Annotated in this window: 19 protein-coding genes; 11 read left to right on the forward strand and 8 right to left on the reverse strand. The window is 59.2% G+C overall.

Features of this window, described 5'->3' with window-relative positions; all coding sequences use genetic code 11:
- The first annotated feature begins 73 nt into the window (after window positions 1–73).
- Both ACTNB2_RS00300 and ACTNB2_RS00305 read left to right on the forward strand, forming a co-directional pair.
- Window positions 74–355: a type II toxin-antitoxin system RelE/ParE family toxin gene (locus ACTNB2_RS00300; RefSeq protein WP_427747940.1), complete on the forward strand. Its 282-nt coding sequence runs from the start codon at window positions 74–76 to the stop codon at window positions 353–355.
- Window positions 327–668, forward strand: a complete 342-nt coding sequence (locus tag ACTNB2_RS00305; protein WP_427727846.1) for a HigA family addiction module antitoxin — start codon at window positions 327–329, stop codon at window positions 666–668. Before ACTNB2_RS00300 ends, ACTNB2_RS00305 begins: the two co-directional genes overlap by 29 nt.
- A 415-nt stretch (window positions 669–1,083) precedes the next feature.
- Here the strand turns inward: ACTNB2_RS00305 and ACTNB2_RS00310 are convergent, their stop codons facing one another.
- Window positions 1,084–1,377, reverse strand: a complete 294-nt coding sequence (locus ACTNB2_RS00310; protein ID WP_427794863.1) for a hypothetical protein — start codon at window positions 1,375–1,377, stop codon at window positions 1,084–1,086.
- A 131-nt stretch (window positions 1,378–1,508) separates the two neighbouring features.
- Here ACTNB2_RS00310 and ACTNB2_RS00315 point away from each other — a divergent pair, with 131 nt between their 5' ends.
- From ACTNB2_RS00315 to ACTNB2_RS00330, 4 genes are all read left to right on the forward strand, one after another.
- Window positions 1,509–2,003, forward strand: coding sequence for a hypothetical protein (locus tag ACTNB2_RS00315; protein WP_427794864.1), 495 nt, complete (start codon window positions 1,509–1,511; stop codon window positions 2,001–2,003).
- A gap of 599 nt (window positions 2,004–2,602) precedes the next feature.
- Window positions 2,603–3,145 carry a DUF4352 domain-containing protein gene (locus tag ACTNB2_RS00320; protein ID WP_154517316.1) on the forward strand — a complete coding sequence of 181 codons (543 nt, stop codon included), beginning with the start codon at window positions 2,603–2,605 and terminating at the stop codon, window positions 3,143–3,145.
- 39 nt (window positions 3,146–3,184) lie between these two features.
- Complete coding sequence (locus ACTNB2_RS00325; protein WP_441031579.1) at window positions 3,185–3,607, forward strand: XRE family transcriptional regulator; 423 nt, start codon at window positions 3,185–3,187, stop codon at window positions 3,605–3,607.
- Between the two features lie 98 nt (window positions 3,608–3,705).
- Window positions 3,706–5,085 carry a serine/threonine protein kinase gene (locus ACTNB2_RS00330; RefSeq protein WP_441040959.1) on the forward strand — a complete coding sequence of 460 codons (1,380 nt, stop codon included), beginning with the start codon at window positions 3,706–3,708 and terminating at the stop codon, window positions 5,083–5,085.
- A gap of 37 nt (window positions 5,086–5,122) precedes the next feature.
- On the opposite strand, the gene ACTNB2_RS00335 is transcribed toward ACTNB2_RS00330, so the two are convergent.
- Entirely contained in the window at window positions 5,123–6,256 is a 1,134-nt protein-coding gene (locus tag ACTNB2_RS00335) for a coiled-coil domain-containing protein (RefSeq protein ID WP_441040957.1), read from the reverse strand.
- 234 nt (window positions 6,257–6,490) lie between these two features.
- Window positions 6,491–6,826, reverse strand: coding sequence for a hypothetical protein (locus tag ACTNB2_RS00340; RefSeq protein WP_427727861.1), 336 nt, complete (start codon window positions 6,824–6,826; stop codon window positions 6,491–6,493).
- Window positions 6,827–7,046: 220 nt separating this feature from the next.
- Between ACTNB2_RS00340 and ACTNB2_RS00345 the strand changes: the two genes are divergently transcribed.
- Both ACTNB2_RS00345 and ACTNB2_RS00350 read left to right on the forward strand, forming a co-directional pair.
- Window positions 7,047–8,303: an ATP-grasp domain-containing protein gene (locus ACTNB2_RS00345; protein WP_427748222.1), complete on the forward strand. Its 1,257-nt coding sequence runs from the start codon at window positions 7,047–7,049 to the stop codon at window positions 8,301–8,303.
- 85 nt (window positions 8,304–8,388) lie between these two features.
- Window positions 8,389–9,135 carry an aspartate/glutamate racemase family protein gene (locus ACTNB2_RS00350; protein ID WP_441040956.1) on the forward strand — a complete coding sequence of 249 codons (747 nt, stop codon included), beginning with the start codon at window positions 8,389–8,391 and terminating at the stop codon, window positions 9,133–9,135.
- Between the two features lie 195 nt (window positions 9,136–9,330).
- Here the strand turns inward: ACTNB2_RS00350 and ACTNB2_RS00355 are convergent, their stop codons facing one another.
- The 5 genes from ACTNB2_RS00355 to ACTNB2_RS00375 form a co-directional block, all read right to left on the reverse strand.
- Window positions 9,331–10,077 carry an energy-coupling factor transporter transmembrane component T family protein gene (locus ACTNB2_RS00355; RefSeq protein WP_441040954.1) on the reverse strand — a complete coding sequence of 249 codons (747 nt, stop codon included), beginning with the start codon at window positions 10,075–10,077 and terminating at the stop codon, window positions 9,331–9,333.
- Window positions 10,070–11,836 (reverse strand): ABC transporter ATP-binding protein, encoded by a 1,767-nt coding sequence (locus tag ACTNB2_RS00360; protein WP_441031568.1) that lies wholly within the window; start codon window positions 11,834–11,836, stop codon window positions 10,070–10,072. The genes ACTNB2_RS00355 and ACTNB2_RS00360 overlap by 8 nt, the downstream gene beginning before the upstream one ends.
- A 162-nt stretch (window positions 11,837–11,998) precedes the next feature.
- A complete protein-coding gene (locus ACTNB2_RS00365; protein WP_441040952.1) occupies window positions 11,999–12,568 on the reverse strand; it encodes a tryptophan transporter in 570 nt (189 codons plus the stop codon).
- Between the two features lie 144 nt (window positions 12,569–12,712).
- Window positions 12,713–12,943 carry a hypothetical protein gene (locus tag ACTNB2_RS00370; protein WP_441015732.1) on the reverse strand — a complete coding sequence of 77 codons (231 nt, stop codon included), beginning with the start codon at window positions 12,941–12,943 and terminating at the stop codon, window positions 12,713–12,715.
- Window positions 12,944–13,204: 261 nt separating this feature from the next.
- Complete coding sequence (locus ACTNB2_RS00375) at window positions 13,205–14,122, reverse strand: diacylglycerol/lipid kinase family protein (RefSeq protein WP_427727874.1); 918 nt, start codon at window positions 14,120–14,122, stop codon at window positions 13,205–13,207.
- Between the two features lie 98 nt (window positions 14,123–14,220).
- On the opposite strand from ACTNB2_RS00375, the gene rnd reads away from it, so the two are divergent.
- The 3 genes from rnd to xseA all read left to right on the forward strand — a co-directional run bounded on the left by rnd (window position 14,221) and on the right by xseA (window position 17,864).
- Window positions 14,221–15,354, forward strand: coding sequence for a ribonuclease D (rnd, locus tag ACTNB2_RS00380; RefSeq protein ID WP_154517283.1), 1,134 nt, complete (start codon window positions 14,221–14,223; stop codon window positions 15,352–15,354).
- Between the two features lie 238 nt (window positions 15,355–15,592).
- Window positions 15,593–16,297, forward strand: a complete 705-nt coding sequence (locus ACTNB2_RS00385) for a zinc metallopeptidase (RefSeq protein ID WP_441040951.1) — start codon at window positions 15,593–15,595, stop codon at window positions 16,295–16,297.
- Between the two features lie 115 nt (window positions 16,298–16,412).
- Window positions 16,413–17,864, forward strand: a complete 1,452-nt coding sequence (gene xseA / locus ACTNB2_RS00390) for an exodeoxyribonuclease VII large subunit (protein ID WP_441040950.1) — start codon at window positions 16,413–16,415, stop codon at window positions 17,862–17,864.
- Window positions 17,865–17,867: the final 3 nt, after the last annotated feature.

The raw sequence follows: 17,867 nt of genomic DNA on the forward strand, positions 1-17,867 counted from the left end.
ACGAACAAATGTACGGTATAATAGAGATGTATGTCTGTAGAAACGTTTGACGTTATTAACGTAAGGCGATACTATGATTGCATCGTACAAAGATGAGGATACCGAACGTTTTGCAATGGGTGTGCGGGTCAGGAGGTTCGTGCCCTTTGAGCGGGTCGCATTGAGGAAGATTCGTCAACTGCAGGTTTGTGCTTCACTTGATGACCTTCGCGTTCCTCCGGGCAATCGTCTTGAAGCGTTGAAGGGCGATCGCGCCGGCCAATATAGTATCCGTGTTAATGAGCGCTATCGGGTCTGCTTTGAGTGGAGACAGGGGATGGCTTGGAATGTCGAAATCGTCGATTATCACAAGTGATGAGACCGCGCCCGATTTGCTGTCACCGGTGACTCCTGGTGAACTTCTCAAAGAGGAATTTCTTGTTCCTATGGGCATTTCTCAATATCGTCTTGCTAAGGAGACCGGGATTCCGGCACAGCGTATTGGGCAGATTATTTTGGGGAGGCGTCGTGTTACGGCTGACACCGATCTTCGCCTTTGCCGCTACTTTGGCCTAACGGATGGTTATTGGCTGCGCGCCCAGATAGCGTTTGACCTCGAGGCGGAAAAGAGGCGCATCGAGCCGGAACTGGATAAGATCGTTCCTGTTCAGCAGGCTATCGCATTGTAGTGTTCAAAGATGTTGAGGTTGGAGTGACGATGGGGCGACGCCGACAGTCTGCCGTTTATAGTCCCGGTTGGTGTGGATGCGGCTTGTTGTTGCTTCCGGTTATTGCTGTGAGCATTGGCGTTATGTTTGCGCTTGCCGGGTTGGCGGCAGCGGCAGTTTGCTGTTGATCGTGGCTATTGGCGTGACGATTTGGCTCTGCCGCAATCGTGAGCAACGCCGTGCCGACGGTAAAACCAATGTCGGCGGGGGTCGTCTTCCTGATTATTGCGTACCCGCTGAGTGTCAGCTGCCTGGTGTTCTTTGTCCTGTTGATGATCAGTGCCTTTACCGGGGAATCCGTAACGGTGGGGTAGGCTTCGACGAGCTTCTTGAGGATGAAGCGAGGGGGCGGACCCTGAATGAACCGCGCCCCGCATCAACAAGTTTCATTCGTTGTGTAGCAATCCGAATGCGCAAGCGTTTGGCGCGAGAGCACCGCCGCCAGCAACACGGGGATGCAGGCCGCAATCGCCAGCCCCCATGCCAGCCCATCGCAAAAGCGCGTCAACGTCGAGCCTGACCACGGCCATTTCCTGCTCGAGTTTGTAGGCTCGCTCGATGTGAGCTCGTCGATCTTGAGCTCCATAACCGCGCGGCTGCGCGAGTTGGACTCGACCACTCCGATCGGTGTTGCAGTGACGCCGATGAGCGTCACTGCAATAGACTCCACTGGATCTCCTGGCAGGACATAGGTCAACTTGCGAGTGCATTATCCGCTGTGGTCACAAATCAGCTGGCAACTGAGTAATCGGCCTAAAGCACGGGGTAAAATACGCCAAAGAGGAAGGAATGGAGGCTGAAATGGAAGAGTTCGAGTTCAAGGACGAGCAGCAGGAAGAGAGCGTGAAGACAACGCTGACGGAAACCGACCTTGAGCTTGACGATGCGGAAAAGAAGCCTCTCATGCAGGCCACCCGAGAAAAGGTGGAAGCCATTCCCGATATCGTTAAGGAGGGCGCAGCGAAAGCCGTCCAATTCGTCAAAGAACATAAGAAGGGGATTGCCTGGGCGGCTGCCATTGGGGCTGTCGCCTACGTTGCCAACAACTCGCATGAGAAAGATCAGCTGCTGGAAAAGAATACTCGGCTGACGGAAGAAAACGCTCAGCTGTCAGACGATCTCGTAATAGAGCGCGAGGTCTCAGACCGTTTGGCATCGCGAGTGGTGGAGCTCGAGAATCTCTGCGATGAGAAAGACGACTATTTCCGAGAGACGATTTCGGACGGACTGCGTCATGGAAGTTCCCTCGCCGGAAAGCACATGGCCGACCGAAGGCAATATCTCAATGAGGGGTAGGCCGGTTCTTGCTACGCGCCATTACGCCCAACGCCTAGCCTGCAACGCTGGGGCGGCGCACTCATTCCCGGCAGCAGCGCAGGAAAGACGTCTGCGCAGCCGTCAGGGGTGCTATTTGGTTCAGTTCCAAGCCTCATCCAGCCGTCAGCTAACCCGCCTGCCCCTCGCCGTCGTCGCGGCGTATCGCGCCCATCGTCTGCTTTGAGCCGCAGGCCGTGTCATTGCCGCCCACGATGGCCTTGTGGTTGTTGAATGTGGTCGGGCCCATGCGACCCTTGGGCGGTTCTCAGCCCGCATCTACCAGGATTCTGTCGAGCTCGTGCGAGCATCGAGCGTGCAGGGCATGCTCGAGAGCGTCGTCGTCCGTATGGACCACGCCGTGCAGGTTCGCCATGTCGGAAATCGAGGCAAGGCGCTGCAGGCGTAGAACCAGTAGTTCAAATCGATGTTGGTAAGCCTCGAGGTGTCATCGGCGATGGACACGCGCTTCATGCTCTTCTATATGGCAACCTTAGCTCTCAGCTAATGAATTCAAGTTTAATCCTTCCTACGATGTGCTGTGTACCGGCGCGGTAGCCGGATCGTAGGAAGGATGCATAATGAAAAAGCTCGAAAACGAAGTGCTGCTGAGCCGTCGCGCTGCACTTGGCGCATTCGCCACCGTCGCCTTGGGGACTGCCGGTCTTCTTGCCGGTTGTGGTAGCGATAAGGCGACCGTCACCGAGGACGCTGGCGATGGCGACAAGAAGGAAGAGGCGAAGAAGGAAGAGCAGCCTACGACTGACCTGGCGGTTGGCACGACGGTGACCACAGCTGCCGGTCTTTCCGTCGTCGTCGATTCCGTCCAGCCCGGCCTTACAAATTATGACGGTTCGACCATGACGGGCATTCACGTCACGTACGTCAACAATGGCGATGAGGGCGCAGATTACAATATCTACGACTGGAAGGGCGAGGACGCCAACGGTGCCCAACAGAATCAGGGTTACTACAGTGAGGGCTCCGATGAGCTGCAGTCTGGTACCCTTTCCGCCGGTGGCTCCGTGGCGGGCAATATCTACTTTGATGGCGATATCAAGAAGGCACTGTATTTTGCCAACATGTTTGATAAGTCTGCCACTGCAAGCTGGGTGCTGGCCTAGCATGTCGCTACCGTTGCGCCGGATGGGAGGTGAAGTCGTATGCCCGATAAAAAGCTGACCGAGGAGTTGCTCAATGAGCTTCTCGATGCGCCGAACATCGATGGCTATATCAGGGAGCACGACTTTGCCGCCCCGTCGCTTTCGGATTACCTGAAGCAGCTACTGCAGGAAAAGGACTTGGAGCGCTCGCGCGTGGTTCGTATGGCCGATCTCAATGAGACCTTTGGCTATCAGATCTTTACCGGTGCGCGTCATCCGAGTCGCAATAAGGTGCTGCAGATTGCCTTCGCGATGGCGCTGACGCTCAAAGAGACCAACCGTGCGCTGACGGCTGCCGGGGTAAGCGTCCTTAACTGCAAGGACCGCCGCGATGCGATTATCATCTTTTGCATCGATCGCGGGTGCAGCCTCCAAAAGGTCAACGAGGAGCTGTATCGCTTTGGCGAGGAGACGGTGAATTAGCCGCTGATATCTGAGCCGGCGGAGCTGTCGAACAACGATGTAAACGAACGGGGCGCGGATGCCATGGGGTGTCTGCGCCCTGCGCTATGATGGAGGCTATGGATACTCAGACCCCAACATATTCCAATGACGAGCTGACCGCAGCGCTTGCCGAGCACCTGGCGTCGCTCGATCGCGACGACAGCTATCGCGTGGAGCGTGTACTTAAGCGCTCGTCCGTTGAAACAACCGAGCTCGTGTACTTTGAAGGAACCGGCGGTGGTTCGCTCGGTCCCTTTGTCCGTAAACGCATCGATGCTTCGGCTCAAATCGGCGGGGCATACGAGCGTCTGTTTGCCGCTCAGCGGGCAGGCAGGCGTTTTGAGCACCTGCCCAGAATCGTCGATTGTCGTCGTGCGGGCGACGAGCTCAACGTGGTTATGGAATACATAGAAGGGGAGACACTCGGGGCACTGGTGGACCGTCTGGGATCCGCTCCCGATTATGCGCGTGAATTGTATCCTGTCCTTTGCGACGCCGTGGGCGAGCTCCATGCCGGTTTTGCAATGGCGGGGGAGGCTTCGGCGCCGGTGATCCATCGCGACCTCAAGCCGTCGAATATCATCGTGACAGGTGCCAACTATACGCCTGATGACGGCCTGACGTTTTCATCGATGGTGATTATCGACTTGGGGATCGCGCGCGTGTGGCGCGATGGCGCCGATGCCGATACTGTCAAGTTTGGGACACGGCCCTATGCGCCGCCCGAGCAGTATGGGTTTGGGCAGACGAGCGTGCGAAGCGACGTCTACGCGCTCGGTGCCCTGCTGTTCTTTTGTTTGACGGGAGTCGACCCTAAACCAGGGCTCGACATGCGCGAGCAATGCGAGGTGCGCGGCATTCCCACTCCACTTGCCGATGTCGTTTGCATGGCGATGGCGCTCGATCCGGCCAAGCGTTTTGCGAGTGCGGAAGCATTGGGACGGGCGACGCGCGCGGCATACGATCTGAGTCGCCCCGTGCGGCCTCCTGCGCCTGCGCCTGTCCGTACTCCGGCCTCGGAGACGTTGTTGACGCCCCAAGGGCTCCAGAACCCCGCAAGGCTTCCTAGGCCTGCCACCTCCGCTGCATGCGGTCTGCTCTCTCGCGTTCCGGAGTCCCTGGGGCGCATTTGGAATACGCTCGTCTGCTTCTCGCTGCTTGTGTTCTTTGCCGGAAGTCACTTTGCCGTCTTTCAACCCACGGGAGCAAACCAAAGCTACCCGACGTGGCTTCTCATAATCGAGTATTTTTTCTTTGTCGATGGCCTTATGGCGCTTACGCATTTTGCGCTGCTCGATAAGCGCCGTCTTCGTCGGCGATTCGCACTGCTCGACAGCTATCGCGGCAAGAAGCTCGCGAAACTCTGGCTCAAGGCATTGGGTGTGCTGCTCCTATGCATGATCGTCATAGTCGCGGTTGCCAATGCGACCGGCGTCGTCGATACCTCCGCTACCTAAAAGAAAAGGGCCCCATTGGGGCCCTTTGCAGTTGCACTTAGATGCGGTTCATCTGAGCGGCGACTTTGTTGTACCAGTCCTGCCACGTGGGTGGGCAGTACTTTTTGGCCGCAGCCGGGGTAAGGGTGGAGCCGTAGTTGGCGCCCAGATAGGCAACGTGAGCGAAGATGCCCTCGCTCCAGCTGCCAAAGCTGCGCCAACCGCCGCCACGTGCACTCCAGCCCCAGGCGTTGTAAGAATTGGCGCAATAAGCACCCTTGGTGCTCTCGATGCAGGCGATGGCGGGGGACCAACGGGGGTCGACGCCGGTATTCCAAGCGGCGACGGCAAAGTTATAGCCCTGGCCTGCCATAGGGGAGCCGGCGAGGTAATTGTCGATGCGGCTCGTCCACTCATTAATGAACGAATCGTAATCGGAACTACCGGTGTTGGCGTTGTTCACCGTGGTGTCGATGGTGGTGTTGGCGTTGGTGGCCTGGCTGCTGGAATTGCTGCCGCTCACGCCCTCGCCCGAGAGCTTCTCGGCGGCAGCGGCCTTATCGGCCTCAAGCTTGGCAAGCTCGGCGGCATTTTCCTGCTCGGCTTTTGCCTGTGCCTCGCTGCGGAGCCGCTGGGCCTGCGCCAGCGCATCCTCGGCGTTTTTCTGCTCTGCCTCAAGCTGAGACTTGGCCTGCTGGAGCTCGGCCTTGTTCTGCTCGAGTTCGGTTTGCATGTTATTGAGCTCTTCGATCTCGTCGACGCTCGAGCTTGTGATCTGGTTGGTGTATTTGCAGGTCGTGATGAACTCACCCAGGCTCTGTGCGTTGACCAGGAAGCTCACGATGGGGTTGGTGCCCTTCTGGTACTTGTACAGATCGCGCATGGCGGTGCATGCCTTTTCCTGCTGATCGGGAAGCTTCGCCTCGATCTTTTCGATACTTGCCTCGTTGGCGTCAATCTGCTTCTGCAGATCGCCGAGCTTGGTGCGGGCATCGTTGTAGGCGCTCGTGGCGGCTTCGATCTTCTGCTGGGCGGCGGCAAGCTGATCCTGCGTTGCCTGCGAGGCGGCATACGCCGCGACGGGGGAGAGCATCGGCGTGGCCGTCAACGCAACGGCGAGCGCGGCGCTCGTGATGATACGAGCCGGCTTCGACGCGATGAGCGCTGCGGTGCGATGATTCGAATGCTGCATCCAGTCCCTCTGCAATCAATCGTAGGTTATTGTTCCTCAGGTATTCTACTACTGCTTTCGACCTCAACTTGAACCTTAAAGGTTTTAAAGGGTCAAGTTGAACTTGAGACTTTGGCTTTGACCTGCAGTTATATCGAATTGTTGAGAAACCATAGAGTTCAACTTTAACGTTACGGGGGCCTGTTTGGGACGGGCTTTGGACTGTGAAGGCTATCTCAACGTTGGGGTTTGTGGCTATAAGGTCCCATTGCGGCGAGCTTGCCCTACTTCGTTGAGCGCCTGGGCGGGGGTGAACGAACAGGTGCCGTCGCCGAGTTTGATTACCCTGATGTTGTCCCCGGCGTGGGCATCGGAGACGAGGCCAAACTGCTCGATGGCGGTATCGTGTCCGCCGGCGACGGGCGTCTTGCGCGTGCCTTTGTGCGCCGATGTATCGATGGAGGTGATGTAGGCGGCACCGTCGTAAGCGTCGTTTGCGGTGCGCAGAGGAGCAGTCGCTTGCGCGCGCGGCGCCAACTCGCGTTTTGCGGCATCGAGGATGGGGTTATCGGTTGGAAGGTCCTGGAGCACGCGTGCGCCTTTCACTCGGGGGTATCAATATGCTGAACCCTACAACAACGGTGGGTTCATTGCCGTTTGTCATACGGCGGTGAGTGCGGCCTTCATGCTGGATAATTGCGTTGATTGTCATAGATACAGTGGAGCTTTAGGAGGAAACGGTCCGGCACGCTAAAATAAACAGGTTGCATAAAGACCGCCCGTCGTGGGCAGTTCTAGATAGGAAGTTTCCATGGCATTGCAGTTTACAGAGCGCGAGTTTATCCCCGTGCTGCTCGGTGGCGACATCAACGCCTATTCGGTGGCGCGCGCCTTTTACGAGGAGTATCAGGTCAAGAGCCTGGTCTTTGGCAAGTACCAGACCGGTCCTGCGTACCGCAGCCAGATTATCGACTACACGCCCAATGTTGATATCGACACCATGCCGGTCATGATCGAGACCATTAACGGTGTCGCGCAGGCCAATCCCGATAAGAAGATTATTCTCATGGGCTGCGGCGACAACTATGTCGCGCTTGCCGCACAGGCTCAGGATGCCGGCGAGCTTGCCTCAAACGTCATCGCGCCCTATGCGCCCTACAGCATGCTCGAACAGTGCCAGAAGAAGGAAATCTTCTACGAGCTGTGCGAGAAACACGGTGTTCCCTATCCGCATACGTTTACCTTTACCATGGCCATGCTCAACGCCCAGGGCGAGGCTCCTGCCGAGGTGCTCGACCAGATCGATTTTCCCTTCCCGATGATCCTGAAGCCTTCCGACGGCATCATGTGGTGGGAGCATGAGTTCGAGGGCCAGAAGAAGGCCTACGAGATCGCCGATCGCGCCGAGCTGGAGCAGGTCATTCGCGATGTATATGCGAGTGGCTACACCGATGATCTGATCCTGCAGGATCGCGTGCCCGGCAACGACGAGTACATGCGCGTGCTTACCAGCTATTCCGACCGTAACGGCAAGGTGCGCATGATGTGCCTGGGCCACGTGCTGCTCGAGGAGCACCAGCCTCACGGCGTTGGCAACCACGCCTGCATCATCACCGAGCCCAATGACGAGCTCATGGGCGGCGTGCGCAAGTTGCTCGAGGACCTCAAGTTTACGGGCTTCTCCAACTTTGACGTCAAATACGACGAGCGCGACGGTTCGTTTAAGTTCTTCGACTTCAACACTCGCCAGGGCCGCAGTAACTACTACGTCACCAACAGTGGCTTTAACGTTGCCAAGTACGTAGTGGACGAGTATGTGTACAACCGCCCGTTTGAGCCCGAGTTTGTGACGGCGCAGAACGAGGCACTGTGGATGGTTGTCCCCATGGGCGTGGTCGATAAATACGTCAAGGATCCCGAGCTGCGCGCTAAGGCGCATCGCCTGGTCAAGGAGGGTAAGGCCGCCGACCCCTCGTTTATGAAGGGCGACTTTGTCTTTAACCGCTGGCTGCGCATGTGGCACACCAAGCTGCGTCACTTTAAGCTGTTTAAGACGTATTACAAATAGGATGAACGTCGCGCCCGCCCGGTTTGTATCGGACGGGCGCGGGTATGATACGCGCAATGGTGCGAGCGTCACCAAGGAGGCGGCGATGGAAAAGCTGGGAGTTATCGGCGGTATGGGCGCCGAGGCCACGTCGTATTACTACGACCAGGTGGTGCGTCACACGGCGGCCGCCCGCGATCAGGAACATATCGACATGGTGGTGCTCTCTAAGTCGACCATGCCCGACCGCACGCTGGCCATTAAGACCGGCGACCATACCGAGCTGCTGGCGACCATGAAGGAATGTGCGCAGGCGCTCGAGACGCTGGGCTGCGCGCACATTGCCATTCCCTGCAACACGTCACACTACTTCTACGATCAGATTCAGTCGTTTACCTCGGTCCCCATCATCCATATGCCGCGCGAGTCGGTGCGCTATGCGCTTGCCGGCGTGGTGATGGGGGAGTGTGAGTTCGACCCCAACTTGAGCATGCCGGCCGAGCCGGTGCGCAAGATCGGCATCATGGGTACCGATGGCACCGTGGGTGCCGGCGTCTACGGTCGCGAGTGCGAGGCGGCGGGCGTCGAAGTCGTTTATCTCAGCGAGAAGCGCCAGGCCGATGTGATGTCGCTGATTTACGATGACGTGAAGGCAGGACGCGAGCCCGATATGGATAAGTTTGACCGAGTGATGTGGGAGTTTGCCCGCAGCGGCTGCGACCGCGTCATTCTGGCCTGCACGGAGCTTTCGGTGCTGCAAAAGTATCGCGAGATGCCCGAGATCACCCTCGACGCCATGGACGTTTTGGTACGCGAATCCATCATCCGCAGCGGCGCCCCCTACCGCCTGTAGCTCTCGACCTGCCAAAAAGGGACAGGTTTATTTTGGTAGGTTTTATCTGGGAAAACAGTAAAGGCCTCGGCTCGTTTAATGCGAGCCGGGGCCTTTTGCATTTTGCGGTTGCTGCTTGGTGCTGGAGCTTAAAGGACGAGACTGACATTTGCCCATATAAAACCGACCAAAATAAACCTGTCCCTTTTTGGCAGGTTAGAACAAGAATCCGAGGACGATGAGGGCAATGCTGGCAATAAGTATGGCAATGTCCATGCCCTTAATGGGATAGCGCTTGTACGAGCTCGCGCGCGTACGCAGATAAAAGCCACGTTGCTCGGCCGCCAGGGCAGTGGCATCGGTCTTGCCCACGGAGCTCACCAGCAGCGGCACGCAGAGCGGTAGCATGAGCTGGATCTTCTTGAGGGGGTTCTTGGTGTCGTATTCAACGCCGCGTGCGGTCTGCGCCTCCATGATGGCGTTCATCTCCTGGCTAAAGACCGGTACAAAGCGCAGTGCCGTGGTAAACGTGAACGCATAGCGGTACGGCACGTGCAGCACCTCCACGCAAGCGTTAGCGAGATCGCCGAGCTGCGTGATGGTGAGCATGAGGATGAGCGGCAGCGCCACGCCGAGCAGGCGAAGCGCCGCCTTGGTGCCGGTGATAAGACCATCTGTGGTAATCCAGGCAAAGATGGGGGCTCCGGTGCGGATAAAGGCGGTCTGCAGGACCAGCATGATTAGTGAGAGCGGCACCATGAGCTTGACGAGCGAGACGAGGCCTGCGGCCGATTTGGCGTAGATGCCCAAGATAAAAGTCAGCACAAGCAGGGCGATCAGGAGCACATAAGTGTCGCCGAGGAAGGTCGCCAAGATAATAGCCGCGGCCAGGGCTAGCTTGGTCACGGGGTTCAGCCGGTGCAGCAGTGAGTCTCCGGGCACGTAGTCGATCACGTTAGTCATGCTTGAGCATCTCCTTTACCAGGTCGACCAGATCGGAGACCTGACTGATTCCGGCGAATCGGGGCGAAACGTCGCGCGCGAGTTCTTTGGACAGGGCCACAACCTGCGGTGGCTCCACGTAGGCGGCGCGCATGAGGGCATCGTCGGCGAAGATCCGGTTCGCGTCGCCGCGCTCGAGGATGCGTCCGTCTGCCATGACTACCAGGCGCTGGGCAAAGTCCGAGACGACCTCCATGTCGTGGCACACCATGATCACGGCGCAGCCGCGCTCGGCCATCTCGCTCACCGTCTCCATCACGGTCATGCACTCGCGGTAATCAAGGCCGCTCGTGGGCTCATCGAGCAGAACCACCTGTGGGTCGAGCACAACCACGGACGCTAGGGCGACCATCTGTCGCTGTCCGCGCGAAAGCGAGAACGGCGATTCGTCCAAGGGGAGCCCAAAGCGCTCCGCCGCCACCCGTGCACGCTGGCGGGCCTCGTCGGTGCCGACACCGTGCAGTTCAAGACCAAAGGCAACCTCGTCGAGTACGGTGTCGCGGCAGAGCTGGCGGTCGGGGTTCTGGAACAGCGTCGCGCATTTTGCAGCGATCGCGCTGGTGGGGACGTCGGCGGTGTTCATCCCCGCCATACGCACGGTTCCCGACGCTGGATGTAGAAGGCCGTTCAACAGCTTGGTGAGCGTGGTCTTGCCAGCACCGTTCTGGCCGATGATGCCTACGAGCTCGCCGGGATAGACGCACATGTTGAGGTTGCTGACCGAGGCACCGCCATGGGGGTAGGCAAAGGTCACATCGGTGAGTTCGACTACTGGCTCCTGATTGACGCCGCGGGGGACCGCCGGGATATGGGGAGAGGTCTCGGGCACATCGGCGGGCGCGTCCTTGCTCGTTGCATCCGCAAGTAAGGACGAGATAAGCTGGTGCGCTTCGGAAACATTGAGGCAGGGCGCCTGATCGCTCGGCAACAGACCCACTTCTGCCAGGCTGTTCGCGATGCGCGCGACGCGGGGACTGTCGACGCCCATCTGGCGCAGCTCGCTTGCGTGGGCAAAGACCTGGTGAGGTTCGCCGTCAAACGCGAGCTTGCCGTCTGCCATGACGAGGACGCGGCTGCAGTATTTCGACAACAGCGCGACCTTCTGCTCGATAACAACCACGGTGATACCGTGTTCGCGGTTGATCTGGCGCAGCGTGTCAAAAACGAGCGTGGAGCTTGCCGGGTCGAGCGCTGCCGTGGGCTCGTCGAGCACGAGCACGTTGGGCGCCATGGCGATGATCGCGGCGATTGCGACTTTCTGCTTCTGCCCGCCCGAAAGCGTGGCAATCTCGCGGTGGCGCAGGTCGCTAATGCCGACGGTCGTCAGCGTCTGGCTGATGCGCTCCTCGATTTGATCGTGCGGTATGCCAAAGTTCTCGAGGCCAAAGAGCATCTCGTCTTCAACGATGGGCGCAACCATCTGGGCATCGATGTCCTGCAGCACGCTTCCCACCACGCGCGAGATATCCGTGAGGGTGATCTCGCAGGTGTCGCGGTCATCGACGAGCGTGGCTCCAAAGAGCTGGCCGGTGTAATGGTGGGGGATGGCTCCGCTCATAACGGCGGCAAGCGTCGATTTGCCGGCGCCTGAGGGGCCGATGACGCCCACAAACTCACCCTTTTCGATGGCGAGTGAGACGTGATCGAGGGCATTCTGCGCCTCGTGCCCATAGGAAAATGAGACGTCATCGAGCTTGATGATGGTATTGCTGGAGCTCATGGGGGCCTTTCTATCGTAAAAGAGCACCGGCCGCAAAACGACCGGCGGTCTACATGGTAGCAAGTATTACTACTTGGAGAAGACCTTCTTGAGCGGAACGCTGAGGGCCTGGACCAGGATGGCGTTGAAGACGGCGGTGCCTGCGTGTGGCTTGTCGGCTACTTAGTCGTTGAGCTTGAGGGCCTTCTTGATGGGGATGTAGAGGGCGGTCACGATGATGGCGTTGGCAACACCGGTGGCGGCGACGACAGGAGCCATGACGCCCATGAAAGCCGGGTTGTTCATGACGCCAAAGGAGAAGATCGCCGCGTAGATCATGCCGGAGATGAAGGTGACAACAAAGGTGCTGACGAGCGGGAGCAGGCCCTTGACCTTGGAGTCGGCGAGCACGGAGACGAGCAGAGCCATGACCATGGCGGCGACAGGCTCGGCGATCAGGTCGGGGCCCTTGACGGAGGCGGTGATTTGGATTACCACGCCGGCGAGGAGGCCGATAATCGCGGATTGGCCGATGTTGGGCTTGACGATGAGAATCTCGAGGCAGAAAGCCGCGATGATGAACTCGGGCGAGAGGAAGCCTCCGGTGAGGCCGCTAAAGAACTTGGAGACGGTCATGTTGAGGACGAAACCGGCGGCGAGGAGGATGGCATAGAGAGTGAGTGCCTTGAGGTCGAGTTTGCCGCGGTCAGTGGTCTGGGCGGTGCGGGGCTGGGCGGTGGTGTTCTGAGACATGTTGAAAATCCTTTCGGAAGGGGAGTGCAAGGGAAAAGCGGAGGCGCGTGATGCGAATGCGATCGGGCTCGAGATAGAAAAAGGCCCCCGGTCGAAACCGGAGGCCTTTCAATCACCTAGAGCGCAAAAACAGGCGTGAGGGACTCACTGTCGACCGATCGTATTCGCATCACGCCACCACCAGTTGTTGAGGGACTTCATCGCGTTCTTCATCTTGGTGGCTCCTTTCGTGATGCCATGGCGCAGTCGCACCTTGTTTCTGTTGCGTTGCACTATAGCACAGCAAAGTGTTTGCGGGGAATCTTTTTTGAAAGATTTCAGCGACGTTTCCCGCCGGTCGAAGGGGCGGGCTGAGCGGGGGGCGACCTTGGCCATCCCGCCCGCGCCTTAAGGTGTGGGGTTCTTAGGCCTTCTTGCGACGATAGATCACGAAGCCACAGACACCGATGATGATGGCGCCAACACCCATGGCGGCCATGTTGTTGCCCTTGGACTTCTCCTCGGTGATTGGATGAATATCATACCAATGTGGATTTACTTCTTTCGGCGGTGAATCAGGTTGATGGCGTAGCCCACGAGCAGGGCCAGAACGATGACGATAAAGCCAAGGATAGGGTTGTCGTTCACGGGGTTCTCCTATTTTCCGAGTGGTGAGAATTCGTCGACGATGAGGTCGAGGCATTGCGGAAGCGCGCGGGCGCCAAAGACACCGGAGTTGCTGGAGATGATCTCGCCATCGAACTGCATGCCCAGCGACGGCGTGCAGGTAATCTTGGCTTCCTTGGTCTGGATAATCTTAAACTGCGGGCGGCCGAGCACCTTGCCGGCGGGGTCGAGCGCGGCGGTGATCACCGTGGGGAGCAGCTGCACCGTGCGCACGGGTTCAATAACGACGATGTCGACCATGCCGTCGTTCATGCGGCAGTTGGGGAACAGGTTGATGTCGTTTTGGATGACTGAGGTATTGCCCGCCATGCAGCAGATGCCGTCGAGCTCCTCGACCATGCCGTCGTGTTCAATGGTAAAGTGCGCCACCGTGGGGTTGGGCGTGGCGAGCGCGGAGAGGAAGTAGGCGATCTCGCCAATGTCGTTTTTGGTGGGGGCGGCCTTCATCATGATCTCGGCGTCGAAGCCCGAGCCGGCGATGATGATAAAGCCGTGGCGCTTCTCGTTACCGTTCTCGTCGATCCAAAAGAGCTCACCCATGTCCACCTTGACCGTGCGGCCGGCGCGGCAAGCCTTGGCAAGCGCCGCCGCCTCGGGGGCATTACCGATGTTGTTAAAGAACAGGCAGGCCGTGCCGGAGGGGAAGATGAGCGTAGGGACACCGCACCCGCGCATCTGGTCGAGCACGTTGGAGACGGTGCCGTCGCCGCCCGAAACGACTACGCGGTCGAACTCACGAACGTCCGCTACCGCGTCCTCGGGCTCCATGCCATCGCCGATAAAGCGCATTACGACCTCGTCGCCGCCCTGCGCAAGAGCGTGCGTGAATGCGTAGATTTCATCGGAGCTGGGACCCGATGCCGGGTTGTGGATGATAAGGCAGCGCATACTTACGTTCCCGTTCTGTGACTAACCGAGTATAGTTGTAGGGCAATGCCGATATCCTACCCGTGTTTTTCGGGCCTAACCTTATTCGATGGGTTGATATGTACATTTCCACACATCAGGCTCTACTCGACTTTTGTCAGCGCGCTCGTGAGTTCGATGCGATTGCCGTCGATACCGAGTTTTTGCGCGAGCGCACGTTTCATCCGCGCCTGTGCCTGGTTCAGATTGCCACCCCTGCCGAGAGCGTCGCGGTCGATCCGTTGGTGATCGACGACTTATCGCCGCTGGCCGAGCTTATGGCCGACGAGAGCGTGGTCAAGGTCTTCCACGCCTGCTCGCAGGATATGGAGGTCATGCTCCACACCGTGGGCGCGCTGCCGCGACCGATTTTTGACACACAGGTCGCCGCCGCCTTTTTGGGCGAGCGCCAGCAGATTTCCTACGGCGCGCTCGTTCAGACGTTCTGCGGCGTATCGCTGCCCAAGACCGAGTCGCTGACCGATTGGTCGCGCCGCCCGCTGAGCGATAAGCAGATTGAGTACGCGATCGATGACGTCAAGTATCTGATCGTCGCCTATACCGAGATGATGAGCCGCCTGCGCGAGCTTGGCCGCGTGGACTGGGTGCTCGACGAGTTGCGCCCGCTGGCAGACGAGTCGCACTACCGCGCCGACCGGCATGAGGCATTCCGCAAGGTCAAGCGCATCAACTCGTGTAGCCGCCATCAGCTGGGCATTGCGCGCGAGCTTGCCGCCTGGCGCGAGGACCGCGCCGAGCGCCGCAACATCCCGCGCAAGTGGGTCATGTCCGACGACACGCTGCTGGCGCTCGTCAAGCGCAATCCTGTGCGCGTTGAGGAGTTCCGCAGCATCCGCGGCACCGATCAACTGGGGGAGCGCGATGTGGACGGCGCGCTCATGGCCATTAAGCGCGGCGCGAGCTGCCCGCACGATCGCCTGCCGCTCATGGTGCGCGGACATCGCCAGATCTCTCCGGAGCTGGAGAGCGTGACGGATCTCATGTACGCGCTCATTCGCCTGGTTGCCGAGCGTTCGGGCGTGGCGACCTCGGTCATTGCCTCGCGCGATGACCTAGCCGACTATATTGAGCATCCCGAGCAGAGCCCTTTGCGCGAAGGTTGGCGCTTTGAGCTTGTGGGCTCGCGCCTGGACGATCTGCTCTCGGGCAACATGGGGTTGACGGTGAAGGACGGCAAAATCGAGCTCCTGTAGGTATATGGTTACGCGGTTTTACCAAACCGCGTAACAGCTCGACGCTGCAAACAGCCGAGAGTGGCAATCTGACGTTCAATCGTCGCTCGCGTACCAAAGTACGCGTCGCTTCTCTTTCACGTCACCTTGCTCGCTCTCGGCCGTTTTCGCTGACATTGCCAATACATCGATGCTGTCTCGTTGGCTGGGCGAGTGGGTAGAATGCCTCCAACGTGTAACTCGATTCGGAGGAATTCGCATGCCCTATTACTATGGTTATGGCTTTGGCATCGACCCGCTGTACCTGCTGGTCGTCCTTGTTTGTACGGTGCTCGGTCTTGCCGCGCAGAGCTATATCAACTCGACGTATAAAACCTGGTCCAAGGTTCGCTCGGACGGCGACACGGGCGCTGCGGTCGCGCGCCGCATGCTCGACGCCAGCGGTTGCAATGCCGTGGGTATCAAGGGCGTCGCCGGTGAGCTCACCGACCATTACAACCCGCAGGATAACAACCTGTATCTCTCGGATGCCAACCGTTCGGGCGGATCGGTCGCAAGCGTTGCCGTCGCCTGCCACGAGGCGGGCCACGCCGCCCAGCGCCAAAGCGGCTATGCCATGATGAAGGTGCGCACTGCCCTGGTCCCGGTCGTCAACTTTACCCAGAACACCTGGACCATCGTGTTGCTCTTGGGCCTGTTTATGAACATCGCGGGACTCACGACCCTCGCGCTGATCTTCTTCTCGTTTAGTGTGTTGTTCCAGCTGGTTACGCTGCCGGTCGAGATTGATGCCAGTCGCCGCGCCGTGGCGTATATCGAGCAGTCGGGCATGAGTTCCAAGCAGGTCAACGGTGCCAAGAAGGTCCTGACGGCAGCCGCGCTTACCTATGTGGCCGCAGCGCTCACCTCGATCATTCAGCTGCTCTACCTGATGGCTCGCTACAACAGAAACTCCAACCGATAACAAATTGGCTTGACAGGCGCCGCGGGGATTTGTGTCCCCGCGGCGCTGTACTATGTGTTGGACTTGAATTTGCGCAGGGCTGGAGCCTTTGTGCACGATAACGAAAGGAGGCTGCGTGGCAGGCTGGAATCTAACCGGCAATGCTGTTTCCGCCGAGTTTGACGGCTCGGACGATCAGGAGCGCAAGGAACTCAGCGTGAGCCAGGCGGTGGAGATCGCCGCCGGTGCACTCGATGCTATTCCGCAGCTGAGTGTCTTGGGCGAGGTCACGGGCTTCCGTGGCCCCAATGCCCGAAGCGGCCACTGCTACTTCCAGATTAAGGACGATTCGGCCGCCGTTGACTGCATCATTTGGAAGGGTGCCTATCTCAAGCGCACGTTCGATCTGCGCGACGGCATGCAGGTGAGCTTTAAGGGTAGCTTCAATCTCTATAAGCCCACGGGCCGCATGAGTTTTGTCGCCCGCTCGTTTTCGCTGGCGGGGGAGGGTCTGCTGCGTCAACAAGTGGCACAACTGGCCGAAAAGCTGAGCCGCGAGGGCCTGATGGACGAAGCGCGCAAGCGCCGCATCCCGGTGTTCTGCTCGCGTGTGGCGGTCGTCACCTCGCTTTCGGGTGCCGTAATCGATGACGTCAAGCGCACATTGCGTCGTCGCAACCCACTCGTCGAGCTCGTTTGCGTGGGTGCCAAGGTTCAAGGCGAGGGTGCGCCGGCAGAGCTCATTGAGGGTTTGCGTCGCGCCGCTTCCATTACGCCGGCGCCCGATTGCATTTTGCTGGTGCGCGGCGGCGGTTCCTTCGAGGACCTCATGACCTTTAATGACGAGGAGCTTGCCCGCGCGGTGGCGGCTTGTCCTGTGCCCGTGGTGACCGGCATTGGCCATGAGCCCGATACCTCGATCTGCGACATGGTGAGCGATCGCCGCGCCTCCACGCCCACGGCGGCGGCCGAATCGGTGGCGCCGGCTATGACGGAGTTGGCCGACGTGCTTGAGACGCGCCATCAGCGTCTGGGCGCCGCGATGGCTTCGATGATCGGGTCGGATCAGGTCGATCTGGAAATGCTCGACCAGCGCGGTCGCCGTGCCTGGGACACCTATACAGCTCGTCTGGGCGACGCGCTCGATGCGGCCGCGTGCCGCCCGTGCCTCAACGATCCAACATTTATGGTCGAGCGTCGCGAGTCCGAGCTTGCCCTGACTGCCGATCGTCTGTCCGGCGCTGTAACGCGTTCGGTTGGGGCCTTCCGCTCCAACTTTGAGCGTCTGCCCGAGCGCTTGATCGCAAGCACCTCGGGGCTCGATGGCAAGCGCCATGCGCTCACGCTTGCGAGCTCCCGTCTGGAGCATCAGGGGCGCACGATGTTCAGCAAGCCCGCGTCCGACCTGGGCCGAGCTGCTGCGTCGCTCGATGCCTTGTCGCCGCTCAAGGTGCTTGCCCGCGGTTACTCCATCGCGTACAGCGAGGACGGTGTGGCTACGAGCGCCAAGACCTTTAAGCCGGGCGACGCTATTCGCGTGCGCATGGCGGACGGCAACGTGGCAGCAACCGTCAACGCGGTCGAGTAGACC

Origin of the sequence: Collinsella sp. HCP28S3_G2, assembly GCF_052065125.1 — a bacterium.
In the GTDB taxonomy this organism is placed as follows: Bacteria; Actinomycetota; Coriobacteriia; order Coriobacteriales; family Coriobacteriaceae; genus Collinsella.

Coding starts and splice junctions, on each gene's coding strand:
- ACTNB2_RS00385 (WP_441040951.1), top strand. CDS start 15,593: ATGCCCTATTACTATGGTTATGGCTTTGGCATCGACCCGCTGTACCTG.
- ACTNB2_RS00330 (WP_441040959.1), top strand. CDS start 3,706: ATGGATACTCAGACCCCAACATATTCCAATGACGAGCTGACCGCAGCG.
- ACTNB2_RS00345 (WP_427748222.1), top strand. CDS start 7,047: ATGGCATTGCAGTTTACAGAGCGCGAGTTTATCCCCGTGCTGCTCGGT.
- ACTNB2_RS00355 (WP_441040954.1), bottom strand. CDS start 10,077: ATGACTAACGTGATCGACTACGTGCCCGGAGACTCACTGCTGCACCGG.
- ACTNB2_RS00335 (WP_441040957.1), bottom strand. CDS start 6,256: ATGCAGCATTCGAATCATCGCACCGCAGCGCTCATCGCGTCGAAGCCG.
- ACTNB2_RS00325 (WP_441031579.1), top strand. CDS start 3,185: ATGCCCGATAAAAAGCTGACCGAGGAGTTGCTCAATGAGCTTCTCGAT.
- ACTNB2_RS00370 (WP_441015732.1), bottom strand. CDS start 12,943: ATGGCCAAGGTCGCCCCCCGCTCAGCCCGCCCCTTCGACCGGCGGGAA.
- ACTNB2_RS00320 (WP_154517316.1), top strand. CDS start 2,603: ATGAAAAAGCTCGAAAACGAAGTGCTGCTGAGCCGTCGCGCTGCACTT.
- rnd (WP_154517283.1), top strand. CDS start 14,221: ATGTACATTTCCACACATCAGGCTCTACTCGACTTTTGTCAGCGCGCT.
- ACTNB2_RS00300 (WP_427747940.1), top strand. CDS start 74: ATGATTGCATCGTACAAAGATGAGGATACCGAACGTTTTGCAATGGGT.
- ACTNB2_RS00375 (WP_427727874.1), bottom strand. CDS start 14,122: ATGCGCTGCCTTATCATCCACAACCCGGCATCGGGTCCCAGCTCCGAT.
- ACTNB2_RS00315 (WP_427794864.1), top strand. CDS start 1,509: ATGGAAGAGTTCGAGTTCAAGGACGAGCAGCAGGAAGAGAGCGTGAAG.
- ACTNB2_RS00305 (WP_427727846.1), top strand. CDS start 327: ATGTCGAAATCGTCGATTATCACAAGTGATGAGACCGCGCCCGATTTG.
- ACTNB2_RS00350 (WP_441040956.1), top strand. CDS start 8,389: ATGGAAAAGCTGGGAGTTATCGGCGGTATGGGCGCCGAGGCCACGTCG.
- ACTNB2_RS00360 (WP_441031568.1), bottom strand. CDS start 11,836: ATGAGCTCCAGCAATACCATCATCAAGCTCGATGACGTCTCATTTTCC.
- ACTNB2_RS00365 (WP_441040952.1), bottom strand. CDS start 12,568: ATGTCTCAGAACACCACCGCCCAGCCCCGCACCGCCCAGACCACTGAC.